At 39.6% G+C, this 19611-nt stretch carries 19 protein-coding genes; 5 read left to right on the plus strand and 14 right to left on the minus strand.

What is annotated here, in order from left to right; genetic code table 11:
- Window positions 1-162 precede the first annotated feature (162 nt).
- On the plus strand, window positions 163-744 hold the full coding sequence (locus tag K8P02_RS09770) for a Crp/Fnr family transcriptional regulator (protein WP_025867650.1): 582 nt from the start codon (window positions 163-165) through the stop codon (window positions 742-744).
- 10 nt (window positions 745-754) lie between these two features.
- Here the strand turns inward: K8P02_RS09770 and K8P02_RS09775 are convergent, their stop codons facing one another.
- The 6 genes from K8P02_RS09775 to K8P02_RS09800 form a co-directional block, all read right to left on the minus strand.
- Window positions 755-1636, minus strand: coding sequence for a helix-turn-helix domain-containing protein (locus K8P02_RS09775; protein ID WP_002560786.1), 882 nt, complete (start codon window positions 1634-1636; stop codon window positions 755-757).
- Window positions 1637-1788: 152 nt separating this feature from the next.
- The gene (locus K8P02_RS09780) at window positions 1789-4125 is read right to left on the minus strand and encodes a TonB-dependent receptor (RefSeq protein WP_002560787.1); all 2337 of its coding nucleotides are present in this window, start codon (window positions 4123-4125) and stop codon (window positions 1789-1791) included.
- Window positions 4126-4240: 115 nt separating this feature from the next.
- Window positions 4241-4582 carry a hypothetical protein gene (locus tag K8P02_RS09785; protein WP_223382277.1) on the minus strand — a complete coding sequence of 114 codons (342 nt, stop codon included), beginning with the start codon at window positions 4580-4582 and terminating at the stop codon, window positions 4241-4243.
- A gap of 93 nt (window positions 4583-4675) precedes the next feature.
- Complete coding sequence (locus tag K8P02_RS09790) at window positions 4676-5143, minus strand: GAF domain-containing protein (RefSeq protein WP_025867648.1); 468 nt, start codon at window positions 5141-5143, stop codon at window positions 4676-4678.
- Window positions 5144-5267: 124 nt separating this feature from the next.
- Window positions 5268-7001, minus strand: coding sequence for a bifunctional metallophosphatase/5'-nucleotidase (locus tag K8P02_RS09795; protein WP_025867647.1), 1734 nt, complete (start codon window positions 6999-7001; stop codon window positions 5268-5270).
- A gap of 200 nt (window positions 7002-7201) precedes the next feature.
- Complete coding sequence (locus K8P02_RS09800) at window positions 7202-9115, minus strand: sensor histidine kinase (protein WP_025867646.1); 1914 nt, start codon at window positions 9113-9115, stop codon at window positions 7202-7204.
- Window positions 9116-9218: 103 nt separating this feature from the next.
- Between K8P02_RS09800 and K8P02_RS09805 the strand changes: the two genes are divergently transcribed.
- Window positions 9219-11351 carry a Tex family protein gene (locus K8P02_RS09805; RefSeq protein ID WP_025867645.1) on the plus strand — a complete coding sequence of 711 codons (2133 nt, stop codon included), beginning with the start codon at window positions 9219-9221 and terminating at the stop codon, window positions 11349-11351.
- Between the two features lie 90 nt (window positions 11352-11441).
- Here the strand turns inward: K8P02_RS09805 and K8P02_RS09810 are convergent, their stop codons facing one another.
- Complete coding sequence (locus K8P02_RS09810; RefSeq protein WP_002560793.1) at window positions 11442-11537, minus strand: smalltalk protein; 96 nt, start codon at window positions 11535-11537, stop codon at window positions 11442-11444.
- 77 nt (window positions 11538-11614) lie between these two features.
- Window positions 11615-12085 (minus strand): HU family DNA-binding protein, encoded by a 471-nt coding sequence (locus tag K8P02_RS09815; protein ID WP_002560794.1) that lies wholly within the window; start codon window positions 12083-12085, stop codon window positions 11615-11617.
- Window positions 12086-12345: 260 nt separating this feature from the next.
- Here K8P02_RS09815 and K8P02_RS09820 point away from each other — a divergent pair, with 260 nt between their 5' ends.
- Window positions 12346-13662 carry an ATP-binding protein gene (locus K8P02_RS09820; protein WP_195349333.1) on the plus strand — a complete coding sequence of 439 codons (1317 nt, stop codon included), beginning with the start codon at window positions 12346-12348 and terminating at the stop codon, window positions 13660-13662.
- On the opposite strand, the gene K8P02_RS09825 is transcribed toward K8P02_RS09820, so the two are convergent.
- From K8P02_RS09825 to K8P02_RS09850, 6 genes are all read right to left on the minus strand, one after another.
- Window positions 13645-14595: an MraY family glycosyltransferase gene (locus K8P02_RS09825; protein ID WP_195349330.1), complete on the minus strand. Its 951-nt coding sequence runs from the start codon at window positions 14593-14595 to the stop codon at window positions 13645-13647. The genes K8P02_RS09820 and K8P02_RS09825 overlap by 18 nt on opposite strands.
- A 58-nt stretch (window positions 14596-14653) precedes the next feature.
- On the minus strand, window positions 14654-15697 hold the full coding sequence (locus K8P02_RS09830; RefSeq protein WP_025868176.1) for an NAD-dependent epimerase/dehydratase family protein: 1044 nt from the start codon (window positions 15695-15697) through the stop codon (window positions 14654-14656).
- Between the two features lie 168 nt (window positions 15698-15865).
- The gene (locus K8P02_RS09835; protein WP_002560799.1) at window positions 15866-17002 is read right to left on the minus strand and encodes a glycosyltransferase family 4 protein; all 1137 of its coding nucleotides are present in this window, start codon (window positions 17000-17002) and stop codon (window positions 15866-15868) included.
- Window positions 16999-17790 carry a glycosyltransferase family 2 protein gene (locus K8P02_RS09840; protein ID WP_002560800.1) on the minus strand — a complete coding sequence of 264 codons (792 nt, stop codon included), beginning with the start codon at window positions 17788-17790 and terminating at the stop codon, window positions 16999-17001. The genes K8P02_RS09835 and K8P02_RS09840 overlap by 4 nt, the downstream gene beginning before the upstream one ends.
- A 57-nt stretch (window positions 17791-17847) precedes the next feature.
- A complete protein-coding gene (locus K8P02_RS09845) occupies window positions 17848-18261 on the minus strand; it encodes an alpha-1,2-fucosyltransferase (RefSeq protein ID WP_223382410.1) in 414 nt (137 codons plus the stop codon).
- Window positions 18262-18628: 367 nt separating this feature from the next.
- Window positions 18629-18784, minus strand: a complete 156-nt coding sequence (locus K8P02_RS09850) for a hypothetical protein (RefSeq protein WP_004314171.1) — start codon at window positions 18782-18784, stop codon at window positions 18629-18631.
- 14 nt (window positions 18785-18798) lie between these two features.
- Here K8P02_RS09850 and K8P02_RS09855 point away from each other — a divergent pair, with 14 nt between their 5' ends.
- Window positions 18799-19209 carry a hypothetical protein gene (locus K8P02_RS09855; RefSeq protein WP_005827299.1) on the plus strand — a complete coding sequence of 137 codons (411 nt, stop codon included), beginning with the start codon at window positions 18799-18801 and terminating at the stop codon, window positions 19207-19209.
- Between the two features lie 62 nt (window positions 19210-19271).
- The gene (locus tag K8P02_RS09860; RefSeq protein ID WP_004310306.1) at window positions 19272-19607 is read left to right on the plus strand and encodes a hypothetical protein; all 336 of its coding nucleotides are present in this window, start codon (window positions 19272-19274) and stop codon (window positions 19605-19607) included.
- Window positions 19608-19611 lie beyond the last annotated feature (4 nt).

Here is a 19611-nt window from a genome sequence, read left to right on the forward strand (position 1 = left end):
ATGTCCCCACTAAGTAATACAAGCGATATGATTGTTAGCGGATTCAACTTAATGGGGGCACTTCAATAAAACAAACTATCTTTTCCATCCGATTCATTGATTTATGTCAACTGATTTTGTATTTTTGCAAATATTATCAATTACTACTTATCAGAACACGTTATGGATCTATTAAAAGAAACAGTAGATGCTGTTGTAAATTCCCGATTTCCGGAAATGAGTAAAGAGGGGCGCGAACTGTTGGCAGAAGTCCTGATACGCAGAGAAAGTAATAAGGGAGAAATTGTGCTAAATGAAGGGCAGGTTTCGCATGATTTAATCTTCGTCGGAAAAGGGATGCTTCGCCAGTTCTATTACAAAAACGGAAAAGATGTTACTGAGCATTTTTCATACGAAGGCTGCATCGTAATGTGTATTGAGAGTCTGCTTAAACAAGAACCAACCCGGCTGATAGTAGAGGCGCTGGAACAATCCACCCTCTTCCTCTTTCCCTACAATGCGTTGCAAAGATTGGTAGAAACATCACCGGAAATCAATATGTTCTATCGAAAGATACTGGAATATTCTCTTATCGTTTCACAGGTAAAGGCAGATTCTTGGCGCTTTGAAACAGCACATGAACGTTATAACCTGTTACTCAAGCATCATCCGGAAATTATCAAACGGGCACCACTATCACACATAGCCTCCTATTTGTTGATGACACCCGAAACACTAAGCCGGGTCCGGTCGGGAGTATTATAAAAATCCTCCCTCAACTTCGTCTATACTCTTTGGGAGACATCCCAACATAGTGCTTAAAGTATTTGCCAAAGAAAGACTGATTGGCAAAATGAAGATATTCGGCTATCTCCTGCACACTCATTTCAGAGGATTTAAGTAAAGCGCGTGCTTCAAGAATCACAAAATTATCAATCCATTCACCTGCCGTTTTGCCACTCACTTCTTTCACTACTCCGGAAAGATGTTTAGGAGTAAGACACAATTTATTGGCATAAAATATTACAGAACGTTCCATTTTGTAACAAGCAGACACTTCACGCATAAATTTCTCAAAGAGTTCTTCCTTACGCGTCTTGGGACGAATCTCATCAACAGGCATATGTTTGCGACAAAAGTTATAAACATCATAAAACATAGCCGAAAGGATACCTTTGGCTATCTCCTTACGGAATGCATTATCTTTCATTTTCACTTTCTTCCACAAGAAAGAGTGATATTCCAACATGCAATCCTGCTCGGTTTTACTCAAAGGTATACAGGGATGCTCTTTGATATAAAACATAAAAGAAAGCAACTCTTTCATCTGCGTAAAAGTCCGGTCTATAAACTGAGGAGAAACAGCGATATAAATAGCACTGAAATCGTCGCTGACACCCAAGCTTTGGATTATCTGGTCAGGAAGAGTCATCAGCAAAGTTCCGGCAGTTACTTCAAACTCTCTCAGATTAACTCCTACCTTTCCCGACCCGGTAAGGCAAACGGCTATCACAGCAGCATTAATACGGTTAGGAAACTCATCCATAGGAACATCCGAAACATCATCGAATATGGCAAAATCATTGTCTATAAAATCTATCCTCCGTAATCCCTGTACAGAGGCTATATTCACTTGTGGAATTACTTCATTCTCCATTTTATCGTATCTTTTTCGCAAATATATATATTATTTCCATTTATAATAACCTATATCTCAAATAAAGCGAAAAATAGAACAATTATAAATCAAAAAAATGCCATACGTTTTATTTCGCATGGCATTCATTCTGCATTTACAGACAAGTACAATCAGTTCATAATCTTAATACCGATAAAATAAGTTCTGGGCTGTGTAGGACCATAGAAATAACCCGAATCACGAAATTCTCCTTTATCAAGATCTTTCTGAAAACTATTGAATATGTTTTGTACACCACCATTCAGTTGCAGTTTGATATGATCGTGTAGTATAAAAGTATAGTTCAGTTTCAGATTAAGATCGAAAAATTGAGGAGTATGTTCCATACGATCTTCGGGGATATAACCCGCCATATGGGGTACAATCATCTTTCCGGTATAGGTACCCGACAGAGAAAAATCAAAGTGTTCCGTAGGTGCAGAGGTAAAAGTAAAGTATCCGTAATAATCGGGAGTACGGGGCATACGCCGGGTAGTCAGTGCAGGTATCCCCTCTTCTTCTACTGCGTCACGCCATACCACATCATGAGTATAACGACTACGTTGCGCTGTAAAGCCTAACTGGAATTGAACTTCACGCCCATGAGCAATCTTCGCATCAAGATTTGCGCCATAAACACGTGCACCATGAGCATTACGACGTTCTTTTATCATATCTCCGTTTTCATCTTCACCAATATTCACCAATGTAAACACATGACGCAGATCGGTGTAGAAACCTTCTAACAATATATTTGCCTGCCAATGTCCAATAGGCAATGTCCAGTCCACAGAGCCGCTGTAACTATTAGAACGTTCCTCACGCAAATTGTCTGCCAGCTTAATCTGAATACCTTCACCTCCTACGGCTGTCACATGAAGATCTTCGTCATAAGCCTGTGGAGCACGAAAACCGGTAGAATATGTGAGGCGTGCCTGAAGATTATCCATCGGCTTATAAAGCAGATTGACACGAGGACTGAAAATCAGTTTATCAATCAGGTTGTGCTTATCCATACGCAAACCAACGAGCATCGTGAGCTGTCTCATACGCCACTCGTTCTGAACAAAAGTACCGGCTATGCGTACATTTTGTTTCATGTCACGGTGATACCCGGTCATGACATCATGCAAGGCATTATCCTGATATTCAAAACCACCGGTAAAAGTGGCCGGAGCAAAAAGGCAATTATTCATCTGCCCCACATACATGCCACCCAGTACCCAGGTAAGATCATCTGTTTTACCATACGCTTTGAGATTCTTCTGAGCACCATAATAGCTGTTACGATCCGTATGCTGGATAGAACCGTATAAAGACATTTTATGTTTTGCTTCATTCCAATAGTGATCATAGCTCAATCCGCCACTATTAATAATATGTTTAGTCTGCTCAGTTATATCGGTTTCATGTGGTTGAAGGTTAAATTTGTTTCCGCCACGGCGAAACTCATTGGTAGTGTGATATTCAATATTGATACGGCTATTGTATGAAGGACGATAGTAAGCACGGAGTCCAAAGGTATTCATATTCAGTTTGCCCAATTCGGAAAAGCCGTCACCATCGGCATCATAAGGGTTGCGGTTACGATACGTCTCGTACAAAGCAATGCCATACGTATTATCTTTGGCAACGAGCGAAACATTCCCACCCATATATTGTTCCCAAGATTTACCATTCATATTTGACATCATGCTGGATACCTGAAAAGAATTACTGACTGGATCTTTCGTAATAATATTGATAGTACCTCCTACGGCATTAGCACCAAATAAAGCAGATCCACCACCACGCACTATCTCTACACGTTCTACCATATTCACCGGAATCTGTTCCAGCCCGTATACCCCGGAAAGGGCACTAATAACCGGACGGCTATTTATCAGGATCTGGGAGTACGGACCTTCCAAACCATTGATACGTACCTGTGGGAAGCCACAATTCTGACAGTTATTCTCTACACGAAGCCCCGACTGATAATTTAGTGACTTAGCAAGATCGGTAGAGTTTACCGTTTCAAATAGCTTTGCACTCATCACATTAACTACCACAGGAGCTTCCCGGCGGCTAACCTCATTACGATTGGCAGAAACCACTACTTCATCAGTCATGAAGCTCTCTTCCTCCAATTGGAAATGAAGAACAGCCGTAAAGTCTTTACTCACTGTCACTGTCTTCTCCTGGTTTTTATAGCCCATGGCTTGTACCCGCAGCGTATATTTACCCGGAGCAAGGTTACGAAACTCAAACTGCCCCTCATCATTAGAAACAGCACCGGACGTACGGAGCTTTTCGGGAACAGCACCATCATTATAACTAACCACACGTACAGTGGCATATGGAACATTCTCTTCGGTTCCTTTCACAATAACGTGACCGGAAATCATATTGCCCTCCTTGATAGGATTGACGGCATAAGTAATCATGCTCAGGCATAGAAGCATAAGCAGGATGATATTTTTTTTCATTCTGAAATTACAATATTATATATAATGAATAAAGAAAAAAAGAATAATAATTTAATAATCAACAACAAGGATACACTGAACGTATCTTCTACAGCAAACTATTAAATTATCATTTTCAAGCCCGGATTGCAGGCGGTGCACGAAGAGAAAGTACCCGCAAATGCATTCCTGACACAACAGGAATCTCCGGCTGTACTCCCACGTAGAAAAGTAACGGACGTACAGGATCTATTACATTGACCGGTATATCAGCTTCCAGCGAATGGAAAGAAGACAAGCGGTTAATTACAACAATCTCGGTTTTAGAGTGGGTATGTTTGCCATGACTGGGGTGAGAGTGAACTATCATGACACCATTGACGTAGTGTACATGGGTAAACATCGTAATGCCTGCCTGATACACGGTAAATAGCGTCAGCAACAGAAGGGATGATAGAACTCTTTTTATACGTCTCACCTGTTATAGTCTCTTTATTTTAAAATTGAGGTGCAAAGTTAAGCATTATCTCAAAGATTTTTAAATAAAAAGAGGATGTATTTAACAAATCACCTACAAATAGGTACAAAGTTTTTCGAGATACTTCTTATCCGTTTCATCAAAAGTGCTCAGCTGCTCACTATCAATATCGAGCACGCCCCACACCTCGCCGTCTTTTAGCAACGGCACTACAATTTCCGAACGAGACAGAGAGCTACAGGCTATATGTCCCGGAAAAGCATCTACATCAGGTACAATCAGTGTCTGCTTCTCCTGCCAGGCAGTACCACAAACCCCTCTCCCCTTACGAATGCGTGTACAAGCAATAGGTCCCTGAAAAGGAGCAAGCACCAACTCATTCTCCTTCACCAGATAAAACCCAACCCAGAAGAAGTGAAATGCCTCCTTCAAAGCAGCAGTAACATTAGCCAAGTTGGCTATTAAATCGGTCTCTCCTTCAACAAGAGACTTTATTTGTGGCAACAAAGAAGAATATTGCTCTTCTTTACTACCGGATATAAGAATTAAATTTTCAGACACAACAAGAATAATTAGTGATTAGTGATAAGTGATTAGTGATTAGTGATTAGTGAATAGTGAATAGTGATTAACAACTACACTATAGTCCGCATGGAACTAATCACTTACCACTAATCACTTACCACTATTTAAACAGTTTTTTATAATCTCTCTCTGCAGCCGGCACCGTCCAATCTTCTGGAATAAACTTCCACTGATTCAAAGCACGAGGATCGAGCGTACCTTTCTTCTCAATGTAATTCATCAGATAGTAGCGTAAATCTTTATCTGTGGAAAAGATAATACGGTCTTTCAACTCATTCTGAGGGATACCTGCACCTTTTGTCAGCAGTTCACCTCCCCCATTGCCACGATAAGAGTTGAGAGCAACCTTATAAATCTTATCCGTGCTGAAAGGAGTACCGTCTGCCATACTGATAATCGTCACTTTTTCCCCTTGGGGTTTCGTAACATCTACTGTATAAATGATGCCCGCAGCAGAATCAAAATTAAAGCTGAAGTTCTGAAACGAAGCACGATCTTCTGCTCCTTCACGACGTTTCTTCTTAAACCACAACAGATGATCATTGGGAGATTTCATCTGATTAGTCCACATATAATAAGAAGCTTCAAGAACGTCTTTTATCTCCCTGCCGGAAAGTGTCATCACATAAAGCATATTCTCATACTTATATAAATTGAACATATCGCTGACATGAATATCACCTTTTTTAATCTCGGCATCAAATGACAGCGGAGCAGTAAAAGAAATATCAGCACCGGATATATCAAGTTGCAGGGAATGAATAAAATCAATAAAAGCCGAAGGACCAAAATAGGCCGGACGGGTAGATATATCTTCAGTAAAAGTACCTATCTTTTTTGATACAAACTGCTCTACTGCATTATACTGAGGAGCAAATTCTTTTATAAAATCCTCACTGATACCATAGTCCTCTGTGGGAGTAAGCACTCCTTCAATCTGCTTGCTCTGCACTTTTCCATCTTTCAGTTTTACCGTCACATCCACACTGGAAACTACAATTCCATTACTGGCCGGATCAATAACCAACACAGAATCACCCGCAACATTCATAATCTTTTTACACTCACGGGCATGATCATGCCCCATCAGTACAATATCAAAACCGGAAACATTTTTTGCCACATTCAGTGATGCATTCTCATTATATTTACCAGACATACGAAAAGCATCCTGCCCGGCATGGAAAAGCCCGACTACAATATCCGGATTCTCTTTCTCACGGATAATCTTCATCCATTTCTGTGCCGTTTGCTCCATATCATCGAAGCGAAGTCCCTGCCACAAATTTTCAGAAAGCCATGCAGGAATAGCAGGAGTAATCATGCCCAATACTACTATTTTAACTCCGTCCCGTTCTAATACTTTATAAGGTTTCAGATGAGTTTCACCAGTGGCAGTATCAATAATGTTTGCACCAAGCACAGGAAAATTGCATTCGCCAATCCAACGATCAAAAACGCCGCGACCGGTTTCTACATCATGATTTCCCATGTTACCGGCATCATACTTCATATAGTTCATCATCTCGGCACAGAGATGAGGAGAAACCGTATCTATATAATTATAATAATAAGCGGTAGGCTGGCCTTGCAATATATCACCGTTATCAAGCAGAATAAGATTATCTTTGTAAGTCTCACGCTCCTTCTGCACCAATGCATAAATACGTGCCAGACTTCCTCCCCATTCTTTTTGGGTAATGAAATTATAGGGATAATAATTACCATGTACATCACTGGTCTGTACAATTTTCAATTTCACCTCACGCTCTTGTGCCGGCAACGCCAACATAAAGCATAACAGCAAGGTATAAATAGAAACAATTCTTTTCATAAGATTATAATGTTATAGGGTTATAATGTTATAGAGTTATAATGTTATAGGGTTATAGGGTTATAATGTTATAGAGTTATAAAGTTATAATGTTATAATTACGATATTGGCGTTATTGATTTTAAAAGAGTTATGTGGTCATCACATTATATAACTCTTTATAACCCTATAACCCTATAACTTCTCCCTATAACTTCTCCCTATGTGACCGGCATTGAAAATACAAAACGGGCTCCTTCGGTATAGTCCGGATCCACCCATATCTCACCACCCCATTTCTCAACAGTAAGTTTACAGATGGACAATCCCAATCCTGTCCCTTGTGCATATTCGTCTAATTTTTCAAAGCGTTCAAATACTAACTTTTGTTTCTCCTTTGGAATGCCGCAACCAGTATCAGTCACAGAGAAAAAGGCTAACTTCCGCCCTTTATCCACCGAAAAGTCCAAAGTAATAACACCATCTTGTGTAAATTTAGCAGAATTGGAAAGCAGATTAATAATAACTTGCTGCAACCGCTGTACGTCCGTATTGATTACAAAATCCTCATACTTACTGGTGAACACAAACTTATTATTGGATTTACGGGAAAAATTTACTGAAGTCAATACCTGCCGGCACAACTGAACTACATCACAAGGTTCTTTCGTCATCTTCACCCTGTCTGCATCGAGCCGGGAGAGATCAAGTATATCATTTATTAATCGAAGCAACAGGTCTGAATTGGATTTAATAATTTCCGAATACCCCTTTCTATCTTCGTCAGAACTTCCTTCGGCGGTCAACACATCCGAAAAGCCCACAATAGCATTCAGCGGAGTACGTATCTCATGGCTCATATTGGCCAAGAAGGCACTCTTCAGCCGATTGGATTCTTCGGCACGATCTTTGGCTTCACGCAAATCTACTTCCGATCTTTGCAAGTCGTCCTTCAAACGCTTTGTTCTGAAATAGAAAAAGAGTGAAATGATCAGTCCTCCTGCCAATATTACAAATATGCTGATTGCCGCCCATATCTGATACATATATTCCTGATAGAATGATACAGGCTTGCCAACAATTTCCACATGAAAAGGCAAAGATTTTGTATCCAGTTTCAATTCTTTCACTTTTTTATAGTCAAGCACAGCCTTGCTGCCTACTATCTCTACATGACTGACTGTATCTTTCGGATTGTCAAGCAAACGAATGGCTTCACGAGCCATTTCGCGACCAAAAGAACGGTATGCAGGAATTACCCCGCCTACAGCCCAATAACCCAGTCCAATGGAAGCCGGAGTAAAAGCAGGTACTGTGGGATTAGCCTCCATCATCATATAAGTGGCATTACGCATAAAATAGCTCTCATTCATATCCACACGCCAGGTACCCACCATGACCGCCGTGTTTTCGGGTAACTTCTGAAACTGATCCAGTATCGTATAAATTGTATTGGAACGCCCGTCCAACAATATCAAATCCATCTCCGGGAACTTCTTCATTTTTTCTCTCACAAGTGCCTGCATGGCAACTCCCCCATACGTATTATCGGATATGAAAGCGATATGACGTGTATCGGGATAGAAGTGTTTAAGTAATTGAATATTAGCCTCAATGTCATATTCGTAAACAAAGCCCGCCTTCACTTTGTGGTGTCCGAGATCATCAGAAAAGAAATCTACAGACTCCGGCATCCATTCTTTCAGGTTGATTGTATCTTCCGGCAAAATCACTGCATTACGGCTGGTCAAACTGCACATAGCCGGTATTTGTGCCACCAATGAGTCTTCCTGTGATAAATAAGACGCCCATGCCTCCTGCCCCAATAAGATAATAAGCTCCGGCCGTTGAGTACCCGTATATTTAGAAAGTATCTGATGCATCATTCCCTTCCACTGAGGAGCCTCCGAGAAACTTTTGCAGTTCATATTCTCAATCTCAATATTGTACTTACCACCGCATCTTGTATATTCATCCATGAAATCGGAGATGGTTACCGAAGTCTGATGAGCGGCCGGATTATAAGAGCAAATAATCAGAATAGACCGGGTATCCTGAGCTGCATAGCCCGCCACTGGCCAAAGAAAAACAATGGGAAGGAGGAAGGAAAAGACATATCGGATATATGGCAACATATTTATATATACGCGTTTTTTTGTTGCCGCAAATATACTAAAAGTTGGCAATTAATAGGAGATTAATATGTACATTTGTCAACGAATCATTATAAAAACATTTATGGAATTATTTCACAAGATGATTTCTGCTGCTTTGAATATATCAGAGAAGCAGGTCAATAACACTTTGAATCTACTAAAAGACGGCGCTACCATTCCTTTTATCAGCCGTTATCGTAAAGAAGCTACAGGAGGCCTGGATGAGGTACAAGTAGAAAACATAAAAAACCAGTACGACAAACTCTGTGAGATAGTCAAGCGTAAAGAAACCATTCTCACCACTATCAACGAACAGAGTAAACTGACTGCCGAACTGCAAAAACGTATTGAAAGCACCTGGGATACTACTGAATTGGAAGACATCTACCTCCCCTATAAGCCCAAACGTAAAACCAGAGCGGAAGTCGCTCGCCAAAAAGGGCTTGAACCCCTTGCAATGGTATTGATGCTACAACGCGAAAATAATCTTGATGTTAAAGCTGCCACCTTTGTAAAAGGAGACGTGAAAGATGTGGAAGATGCTCTGAAAGGTGCGCGCGATATTATAGCCGAACAGGTTAATGAAGACGAACGTGCCCGTAATGCCATACGTAACCAATTCAATCGTCAGGCTATAATCAGTGCCAAAGTGGTGAAAGGTAAAGAAGAGGAAGCTGCAAAATACCGCGACTACTTTGATTTTTCCGAACCATTAAAGCGTTGCACTTCGCATCGATTATTAGCCATCCGCCGTGCCGAAGCAGAAGGTTTGCTAAAGGTATCTATTACCCCGGATGACGAGGAATGCATCGAGAGGCTCGAACGCCAGTTCGTTCGTAGCAATAACGAATGCGCCCGACAAGTAGCAGAAGCGGTACAAGACTCTTACAAACGACTACTAAAGCCCTCTATCGAAACCGAATTTGCCACTATGACAAAGGAGAAAGCCGACGAAGAAGCGATCCGTGTATTTGCCGAGAATCTTCGCCAATTGCTCCTTGCCCCGCCATTGGGGCAGAAACGGGTATTGGGTATAGATCCCGGATTCCGTACAGGATGTAAGGTAGTATGTATGGATGCACAGGGCAATCTGCTGCATAATGAAAATATCTATCCTCATCCACCGGTAGATAAGAAGAAAGAGGCCGCAGCCAAGCTACGTAAAATGGTAGAAGCCTATCAAATAGATGCCATCGCCATCGGAAACGGTACAGCCAGCCGGGAAACGGAATTCTTTGTTACCACCCAGCAATTCGACCGTCCCTTACAGGTATTTGTTGTCAGTGAGCAAGGTGCTTCCATCTATTCAGCTTCTAAAATAGCCCGTGATGAGTTCCCCGAATATGACGTAACCGTACGTGGTGCCGTTTCAATAGGACGCCGATTAATGGATCCGCTTGCCGAACTGGTAAAAATTGATCCGAAATCCATCGGTGTGGGACAGTATCAGCACGATGTAGACCAAACCAAACTAAAAAAGGCACTTGATCAGACAGTAGAGAATTGCGTAAACCTGGTAGGCGTTAACCTCAATACAGCCAGTAGTCATCTGTTGACCTATATCTCCGGATTAGGACCACAGTTGGCACAAAATATAGTAAACTATCGTGCCGAAAACGGTGCTTTCGATTCACGTAAAGCATTAATGAAAGTTCCCCGCATGGGTGCAAAAGCATTTGAGCAATGTGCCGGCTTCCTTCGTATTCCACAAGCCAAGAATCCTTTGGACAATACAGCCGTACATCCCGAAAGTTATTGCATCGTAGAGCAAATGGCTAAAGATATGAAATGTAGTGTTGCTGAATTGATTACTAATAAAGAGTTACGTAGCAAAATCAATGTATCAGCTTACGTCACTCCAACAGTGGGTATGCCTACTCTACAAGACATCATGCAGGAGCTTGAAAAGCCGGGACGTGATCCACGCCAGACGATCAAAGCTTTTGAATTTGATAAGAATGTACGTACCATCAATGACCTCCGTGAAGGAATGATACTTCCGGGAATCGTTGGTAATATTACCAACTTTGGCGCCTTTGTAGATATAGGTATCAAAGAGAACGGACTGGTGCACCTCTCGCAATTAGCCGAACGTTTCATTTCCGATCCCACCGAAGTAGTATCTATCCATCAGCAAGTTATGGTGAAAGTTATGAGCGTAGATAATGAACGAAAACGCATACAATTAACGATGATTGGTGTAGAGCAAAGCTAACGCAAATATCTTGATTATCTTAAAACAAAAATCGCCCGATTCACTCCTAAGAATGAACCGGGCGATCTCTTATTTATATCTATTTGTCCGCTAAGCCATCATAGCCTGTCCGCCAAATACACCAGCCAAGGCACTTGCCACAGCTATAACCACTTTCAAAATCGTATTCCAAATCGTCTTTTTCATTTTCCTCTCTCATTTTAATTTAATAGGGTATCAAGTGCCGCGCAGCCAACTTTCAACTCTCAACTTTCAATTTTCAACTAAATAGAAGGGTCTTCACCCTCACCGCCTGGGTTTCCCCCGTCGGTCATGCTCTTCAGCAAATCAGCATGCACAAACTGTACACCTTGCAACAGGGCACGTGTGGTACCAATAGCTGCCGGGCGAGTATACTCAGCCGTAAACTGGCATTTCAAAGCTGTTATCTGATTCGGATTTACCTTATCGGCACTCTCTACTCCCCTGCCCTGCGTACGGGCTTTCATTGTAAACGTACCCAAGCCATCCAGGCGTACCGTACGGCTGTTCAGAAGTTGTTCCCGCATTGCAGACATCAGGTTACGTACCACATTCTGCACATCACCCGGCGTAAGGGATGATTTCTCCGCTATTACCTCAGCCAATTGCTGAGTAGTTACTGTTGTTCCGGTTTTAACCAGATTGAGATGCCATAATTTAGCTCCCGCCTTGTTGGCCATCGGAGATTGCACCGCTCTGTAAAATAAAGGCATAATTACCTCCTCTTTTTAATGTTACTAATCGTTTTTTTCATTCACACGTTTCGTTGATCAACATTGCAAAGATGAGGGTTTATTATCGGATGACAAACGAAAAAGAGGGAGGTAAAGCTGTTTCTCTCAGAAAAGTTATAAATCACTAATAACGAAGTATTTCCTTTTTCAATATCGTTTAATAAAAATATATGCTTATATTTGTTCCGTAATACTCAGTACGGAACTGTACATTACGGAACTATAAATTACTTAATTATATGAAATTCTATAATAGAGAAAACGAACTGGAAAAGTTGAGTCATATTCAAGCAACTTCCCACTCACATGCTCAGATGACAATTATTACCGGTCGTCGTCGTATTGGTAAAACTCAGCTACTACTTCAGGCCACTCACAATCAACCCACTTTATATTTTTTTGTAGCTCGCAAAGCAGAAGCAGATCTTATACATGACTTTCAGGAGATAACTACTCAGACATTAGGTATTCCAATATATGGCAACATGACTTCTTTTGCTGAATTATTCCGTTTTTTGATGGAATACTCTGCACAGCATCCTTTCAATCTCATTATTGATGAATTTCAGGAGTTTTTCAATATAAATTCTTCCATATATAGTGAAATGCAACATTACTGGGATATAAATAAAGACAGAAGTCATATCAACCTTTTATTGAGCGGGTCTATATATTCACTAATGCACAAAATCTTTGAAAATAATAAAGAGCCGCTATTTGGTCGGGCCACTGCTAAAATACACCTAAAGCCATTTCGTACAAATGTTTTAAAGGAAATATTATCCGATTATTTTCCTCAATACAATTCGGAAGATTTATTAGCCCTTTATGCTTTTACAGGTGGTGTTGCCAAATATGTTCAGTTATTCATGGATAATGGAGCTTATACCAAGTCTAAAATGCTTGACTTTATGATAAAAGAAGACTCTCTGTTTATACCCGAAGGGAAAAATGCTTTAATAGAAGAGTTTGGCAAGGACTATGCAGTCTATTTTTCTATACTTGCAGCTATTGCAAGAGGAGAAAATACTCGTGCAAAAATAGAAGTTGTCATCGAAAAGGAACTTGGAGGTTACCTTAGCCGTTTAGAAAAAGATTTCAATCTGATAGAAAAAACGATTCCAATCCTGGCTAAAGTAGAAACTAAAAATGTTCGTTATCGCTTAACCGATAACTTTCTAACTTTTTGGTTTAGGTTTATTTTTAAGTATAATTACCTGATCGAAATAGGTTCATACAAGCAATTAAGAAATATCATAGAGCGGGATTATGAAACATTTAGCGGATTAGCATTAGAAAAATACTTCCGTACGCTTTTTATAGAACAAGAAAACTATACACGAATTGGTGGATTCTGGGATCGAAGGGGTGAGAATGAAATAGATCTCATTGCCATTAATGAATTTGATAAGACCGCGAACATTGTTGAGATCAAGCGTCAGAAAAAAAATATAGATATGGAACGTTTGCGCGAAAAAGGTATTGTTTTTAAAACAACTGCGGGGCTTAATGATTATCAGATTATCTATCAGGGATTATCAATGGAAGATATGTAAATAGAAATATTTCTTCATAAACAGAATATAAAGTATGCTCAACATGAGTATACTCCCCCAAAGATACCAGTAACCATACGCCTGGAAATAGAAATAACCCACTATTACCAATGTTTGTATCACCATATATACAAAAGAAACGACCACATGGGGTACTTTTAGCTCATTTGCCATAATCTGATACAGATGTTTCCGATGCGGCAATCCTATATTCTCATGAAGCATCAGACGATGAATAATGGTAAGTACACTATCTACTCCATACACAACTAACAGTACAATCCAACTGAAATCCTCCGTCTTGATTATCAGCTTACCGATAAGAAACAAAACGATAAATGCTATACTTACAGAACCTACGTCACCGGCAAAACACTTTGCACGCTTTCGGAAATTGAAGAAATTAAAGACCAGTACGGAACAAAGAACAGTAACAATCAATTCTTGTTCCACAAAAGAAACAATCTCTCTGTTTATATAGGCAAGAGCCACTAAAATAATCAGAGAGTATCCGCCTGTGATACCATTAATACCATCCATAAAGTTATAAGCATTGATGATACCGGTACATATTATTAACGCTACAATAATCGTCCACCAGGGAAGAAAAAACAGGCCCCATTGATAGAACATCAAAGCCATAGCAGAAAAATGGAATACCAATCGCAGTGCTTGAGAAGTAGAACGGATGTCATCTATAAAACTAATAAAAGTAATCAGTGTCAGGGCAAGCATGAACCAGGGATATTCAAAATGGTTCGTAAGGAAATAAGCTAATACACCAAAATAGAAGATAATTCCCCCACCTCGTAAAGTGATCCGGGTATGCGAACTGCGTTCATTGGGTTTGTCGATAATATTGCATTTATCAGCAATACGGAAATAAAAAAGTTCTGCCAGGAAGAGCAGAACTAAGACTATTAAATAATACACAGCTTTATATATTTAAAAAGTATCTTCAATCGTAAGTCGTAAATTGTCCAATCGTAAATCATTCAAAGGACTTTATTGTTTTTATTAATCCTTCTTTTGCAGTAACAGGCATTTTATCAATGCCCAGTGCCCTTTTTATCTTGTCATTACTAACTACATAATTTTCTGTTAACTTCCGCAGACGTTCTGTATTCAATGGCAAATGAAGCAAAGTGCCAATCCCGGCACAACCTTCCATCAAACCTTTATTCATCTTCCAAATATGTGGTTTCTTTCCCATCACCTCACACATAGTAGCTATCAACTCATTAGTAGACATCGCTTCATCATCCCCCATATGATAGATACCTCCCGGAACATCCTTCGTCAACAACCCTTCTACCACATAGCAAAGATTATCTATCGAAGTAAACGAACGATGATTCTCAAAAGCTCCCAAAGGCCACGGAATGCCTTTCTTCACCACATTATAAAGCAAATTCAGATTCCCTTTATTTCCCGGCCCATGTATCATACAAGGACGGAGGATATAAACCTGTTTGTTTAATTGACAGTGGACAGTGGACAATTGACAATTAGCTGCGCTATCATGCTGCATAGCAACTGTCAATTGTTCACCATCAACTGTCAACTGTCCATTGTCAACTGTCAATTTATTAAGAATGTACTCTTCCGCCTTAATCTTACTTTCTCCATAAGGACCAACAGGAGTTGGAATAACATCCTCAGTGAGTATATCCCCTACTACGCTATCGACAGCAGCTTTTACAGAGCTGAAGAAAATGAATCTCTTAGCTGATGACTTCAGAAAGAAATCAAAGATCTTTTGAGTTAAACCGGTGTTGATATCAAAATAAGACTGGGCTATTGATTGATTCTTTGTATCATGGGCTTTCCCGGCAAGATGGATGATGGCATCAAACTCCGGAAGATTCTGATAAGCAAAAGAATATAGCTGTATATCCTCCCATAAGAAGGTCTTTATTACCCCTTCTTTTTCAGGAGTCACAATATCCAAGCCATAAAGGGTATGACGCCCTTTTAAAGATACTACAAGATTGGAGCCCACAAAACCGTGGATACCCGTAATAAGTATATTCATTAATTATTCCAGTTTGCAAACATCCAAACAAAAGGTTTAGGAAAGATAATCGGAGTAACAGAAACGGATGAAGAAACACCTATCATAGAAAGCAAATTGAGACAAGTCTCGTTAATTTCTGATTTACAAAAATATTTCTTGTAAGAGCCACAACAATAGACACACAAACTACACATATAACATCTCTATCTCCTGCCAAATCACATGCTGTTCAAAATTATTCTTTACAAATTCTCTCCCAGCTTTTCCATACTTATTTCTTATGTCACCATCTTGCCTTAACAACCAGATAGTTTCTGCCAACTCGCCAGCATTATGCCCGACAAATAATCCCGTTTCTTTTTCAACAATAGAGTCAATACAGCCTGTCGCTTTAGTTGTTACAATAGGTAATTCCATAGAAGAGGCTTCTAAAACAGAGGTTGGGAAGCCTTCCCGATAGGATGGCAACACAAAAATATCCATCAGCCCATAATAGTATTCAATCATTGAATTCTCCACATAACCAGTACTAACAATAGCTGGATTTGTCTCTATATTTTCTACTATATTTTGTGGTAAAGCATCTCTCGTCTCCAGCATTCCTACCAACAAGACAGCTATATCATTGCTCTTTTTTTGAAGAATATCAAATGCCTGTATTAGTTCTATAATACCCTTATCTCTGACCAACCGTCCTGTAAAACCTATTACAAAGCTATATTTATCAAGCCCTAATCTTCGCTTCAATATATTCAGCTGTACATTATTAATATTTTCTTTATTAAATCGAAAGATATCAATCCCATTACAGGTTCCTTTTGAAAGTAATATCTGCTTATAGGAAGGATTCAATTTATCTTCTAAACTCTTGTTACAAATTGATGGACTCACACAAACGATTTTAGTCGATAATTTTGCCACCAATCTGTCTATCCATATAAGTAACTTCCTTTTAAAGCCCATAGAGGTCTCATACACAAGCCCGTGCCGAAAGTAAATACGAATAGGAACCCGCATAAAGAAACCGGCAATCATAGCTATCAATGCTCCTTTAGGAGTATGTCCAGTCACTATTGAAATCCTTTTTTCATGTACGTATTTACATGTAGCAACTATAGCTTTTATATCTTTCCACAAAGAAATTTTCCTCTCAATAGGTATTTCCTTATAGCCAAAACAATGTGATTCCGAATATTGCTTTATTTCGTCAGAAGGACTACAAATAATATATTCCTGATATCCTCTCTTTTTAAAATAAAGAAGCTGATCGCCTAAAAAATAGGGTATTACGAAATAGATATTAACAACGTGAAGAATATTCATTTAAGTTTTTGTAAAAACATTCGCCTTAGATATTTAAATAGAGAGAAGGAAGATGAAACCAAGAAAAGAGGATATGAGACATATGAATGTTTATACATGAATTTAAAATTATCCAATTCTCCTTTTTCCATCATCCACAATTTAGAGGAAAGCCCTTTGGCTCCCCAAAGTGGTTTATCATTCATTTTTGTCAACACTTCCCCCTGCAATATACAAAGCTTACCCAAAGTAGCTAACTGAAGCCATAACTTATAATCTTCAGAATACTTTTTGCTTTCATCAAATTTATATTTTTGTAATATGCTACGAGGGCACATTACTGTAGAAGTCACGAAACTGTTTTTCAGCATTAACCCAGTTAAAGAGATCTTTCGGATAAAAGAAAATGATTTTGAAAAATAACATTTATCACCTACACTGTATAAACTACCAGCAAGTACCAGATCCTTATTTTCTGCAAAAAGCTGAACTTGCTTTTCTATTTTATTCGGATACCATTCATCATCAGAGTCTAAAAAAGCGACGTACTCTCCTTTCGCATGAGATATCCCATTGTTTCTGGCACAGGAAGGACCAGCATTTACTTGTGTCACAAGTTTAATCTTTTCTTCATGACCTATTATCAAATCAGATAAAAGTTTAATCGTCGTATCAGTAGACCCATCATCAACAACAATAATTTCAATATTATTGTAGGTTTGAGAAAATACAGAGTTAATACAAGACAGGATTGTTTCGGAAGAATTGTACGTAGGAATTACTACACTGACAAGAGGTAAATGCATCATTAAAAAGGATGTTCAAACAAATGATTGGAATATTTATATCTACAAGTAATATCAGATTCAAATCTTAAACCATTCATCTAAAGCAATAGTCTTATCTGAATTTAAAGTCCATTTAGAAGGGGAAACAACGATTTTATTTGTGTTCATGTTTAAAAAAGCCCCCCACCACGAAAAAGAGCTGTTAGAGATAATGTTATGTCTACACAAAGACATTAGATAAATGTACCAATATTGAGGAATATCATAATTAGGAACATAAATTACATTTGTTGGTAGATTGACATACCTTCTTACCCAGTCTAAATCATCAGAAAAAACAAAAATCATAGCATTAGAAACTCTTCCGCGCATAATATCCACTGCTTTTTCATAATAGTGAGCATCACAAACTCCAAAAGTATTAATATGCTTAGACGAGAAGTAATCGCCTCTTCTTACATGTAATGCTATAGCCCCCTCAGCTTCTTGTATCTTTGCTTTTAGAAGTTACGAAAAGAGTGTAATTTATTGGAAATGAGCATTGGGTAATCGCTCATAATAGTAATAGGTTACGAATTAGTTAGTTATCTACTGCATTATTCTTCTGTGCGTTGCGTAACCTTCAAAGAACTCTTCGTATGCAAAAGTAACAATAAAACGGGAGATTTAGAAATGAATCTCCTGATTTTTTCTTCTCACACAAGTTTTTCCGTAAAAGCGATTTTATCCGTCAGCACACCATCGCCCAAAAAGATTTTGAACGAACGTGTGCCGACTGCCGCATAAGCGGAGAAAAGGGCTTTGCCTCACGCCTAAACAATAGTTTAGACTGATGAGACAAGGCCCCTTTCTTTTGTGCTTATGCCAAAGAGGTGCTTTTACGGGGTTTTGACGATTTTTCTTTTTTCGTTGTCCTTTTGAGCCGGAAGCGGAAAGCCGTGTATGACCGCACATTCCATAAATGGAACAAGCCGTCACTCACGGCAGACAAACCGGGAAGAATGATTTTATCCATCCGACCAAACACGTTTGGCCAAACAGATAAAAACATACTTCCTTGCCGATGGTTTGCCCGGTTTCACGCTACCGGCTATGTTCTTTTCTGTTGGGGATGTCTTTTTCACGGATTTCTCTTTTGAAGTTTTCCTGTCTAATCTGCCTCTACTTCCGTTTACCTCCATTTTCGCGCCTTTCAGTGAGCCGCATCAGGCAGTCATTTTCGTGCTGGGTGCAAAGGTAACTCCGGGATTGTACGGGAAAGCAAGGTCAAGCCTCCTGTTTTCTGGAAAAATCTCCAGCCCTTCGGGTAGTATTTTCCCGAAAAACCTTGCATTCCCTAATCCCTACCTTTTTAAGCACCCGAAACGAAAACGACCGATGCGACAGAAAGACGCATTAAAAAAAATGTCGGATAAACGAGAGGCAGATAAGATAGTTTGAAACTCAACTCCCTCAGCTCTTGAATCCGCATTAAAAAACAAAAAATCAAAAACAAAACGGATATGAGAACGGCAATAGCAACAAAATTCGTGGCATGGGAAGTACCAAGTTTGGAGAACCTGCAAGGCAGCAAGGTGTACGGACTTCGCACCAAACTGAACAATGGTGAGAAATTGAGCCGAGAGGAAAAGGATTGGCTTACACGCAATGTGAACAGCAACACCTATTTCAAGAGCGCAGTACCCTTGCAAGGTTGGATGTTTGACTTTTCCGACATTCTCCGAACCTACATTGTAAAGCAGTATGGACATTGGGCGGAATACAAGGCTACCGACAAGACCGCACTCCGCAGTTTCCTATACGGCAGGATAGACAGCATCGTGGAACTTAACAAATGATACG

The organism is Bacteroides nordii, from assembly GCF_019930665.1.
Classification (GTDB): Bacteria; Bacteroidota; Bacteroidia; order Bacteroidales; family Bacteroidaceae; genus Bacteroides; species Bacteroides nordii.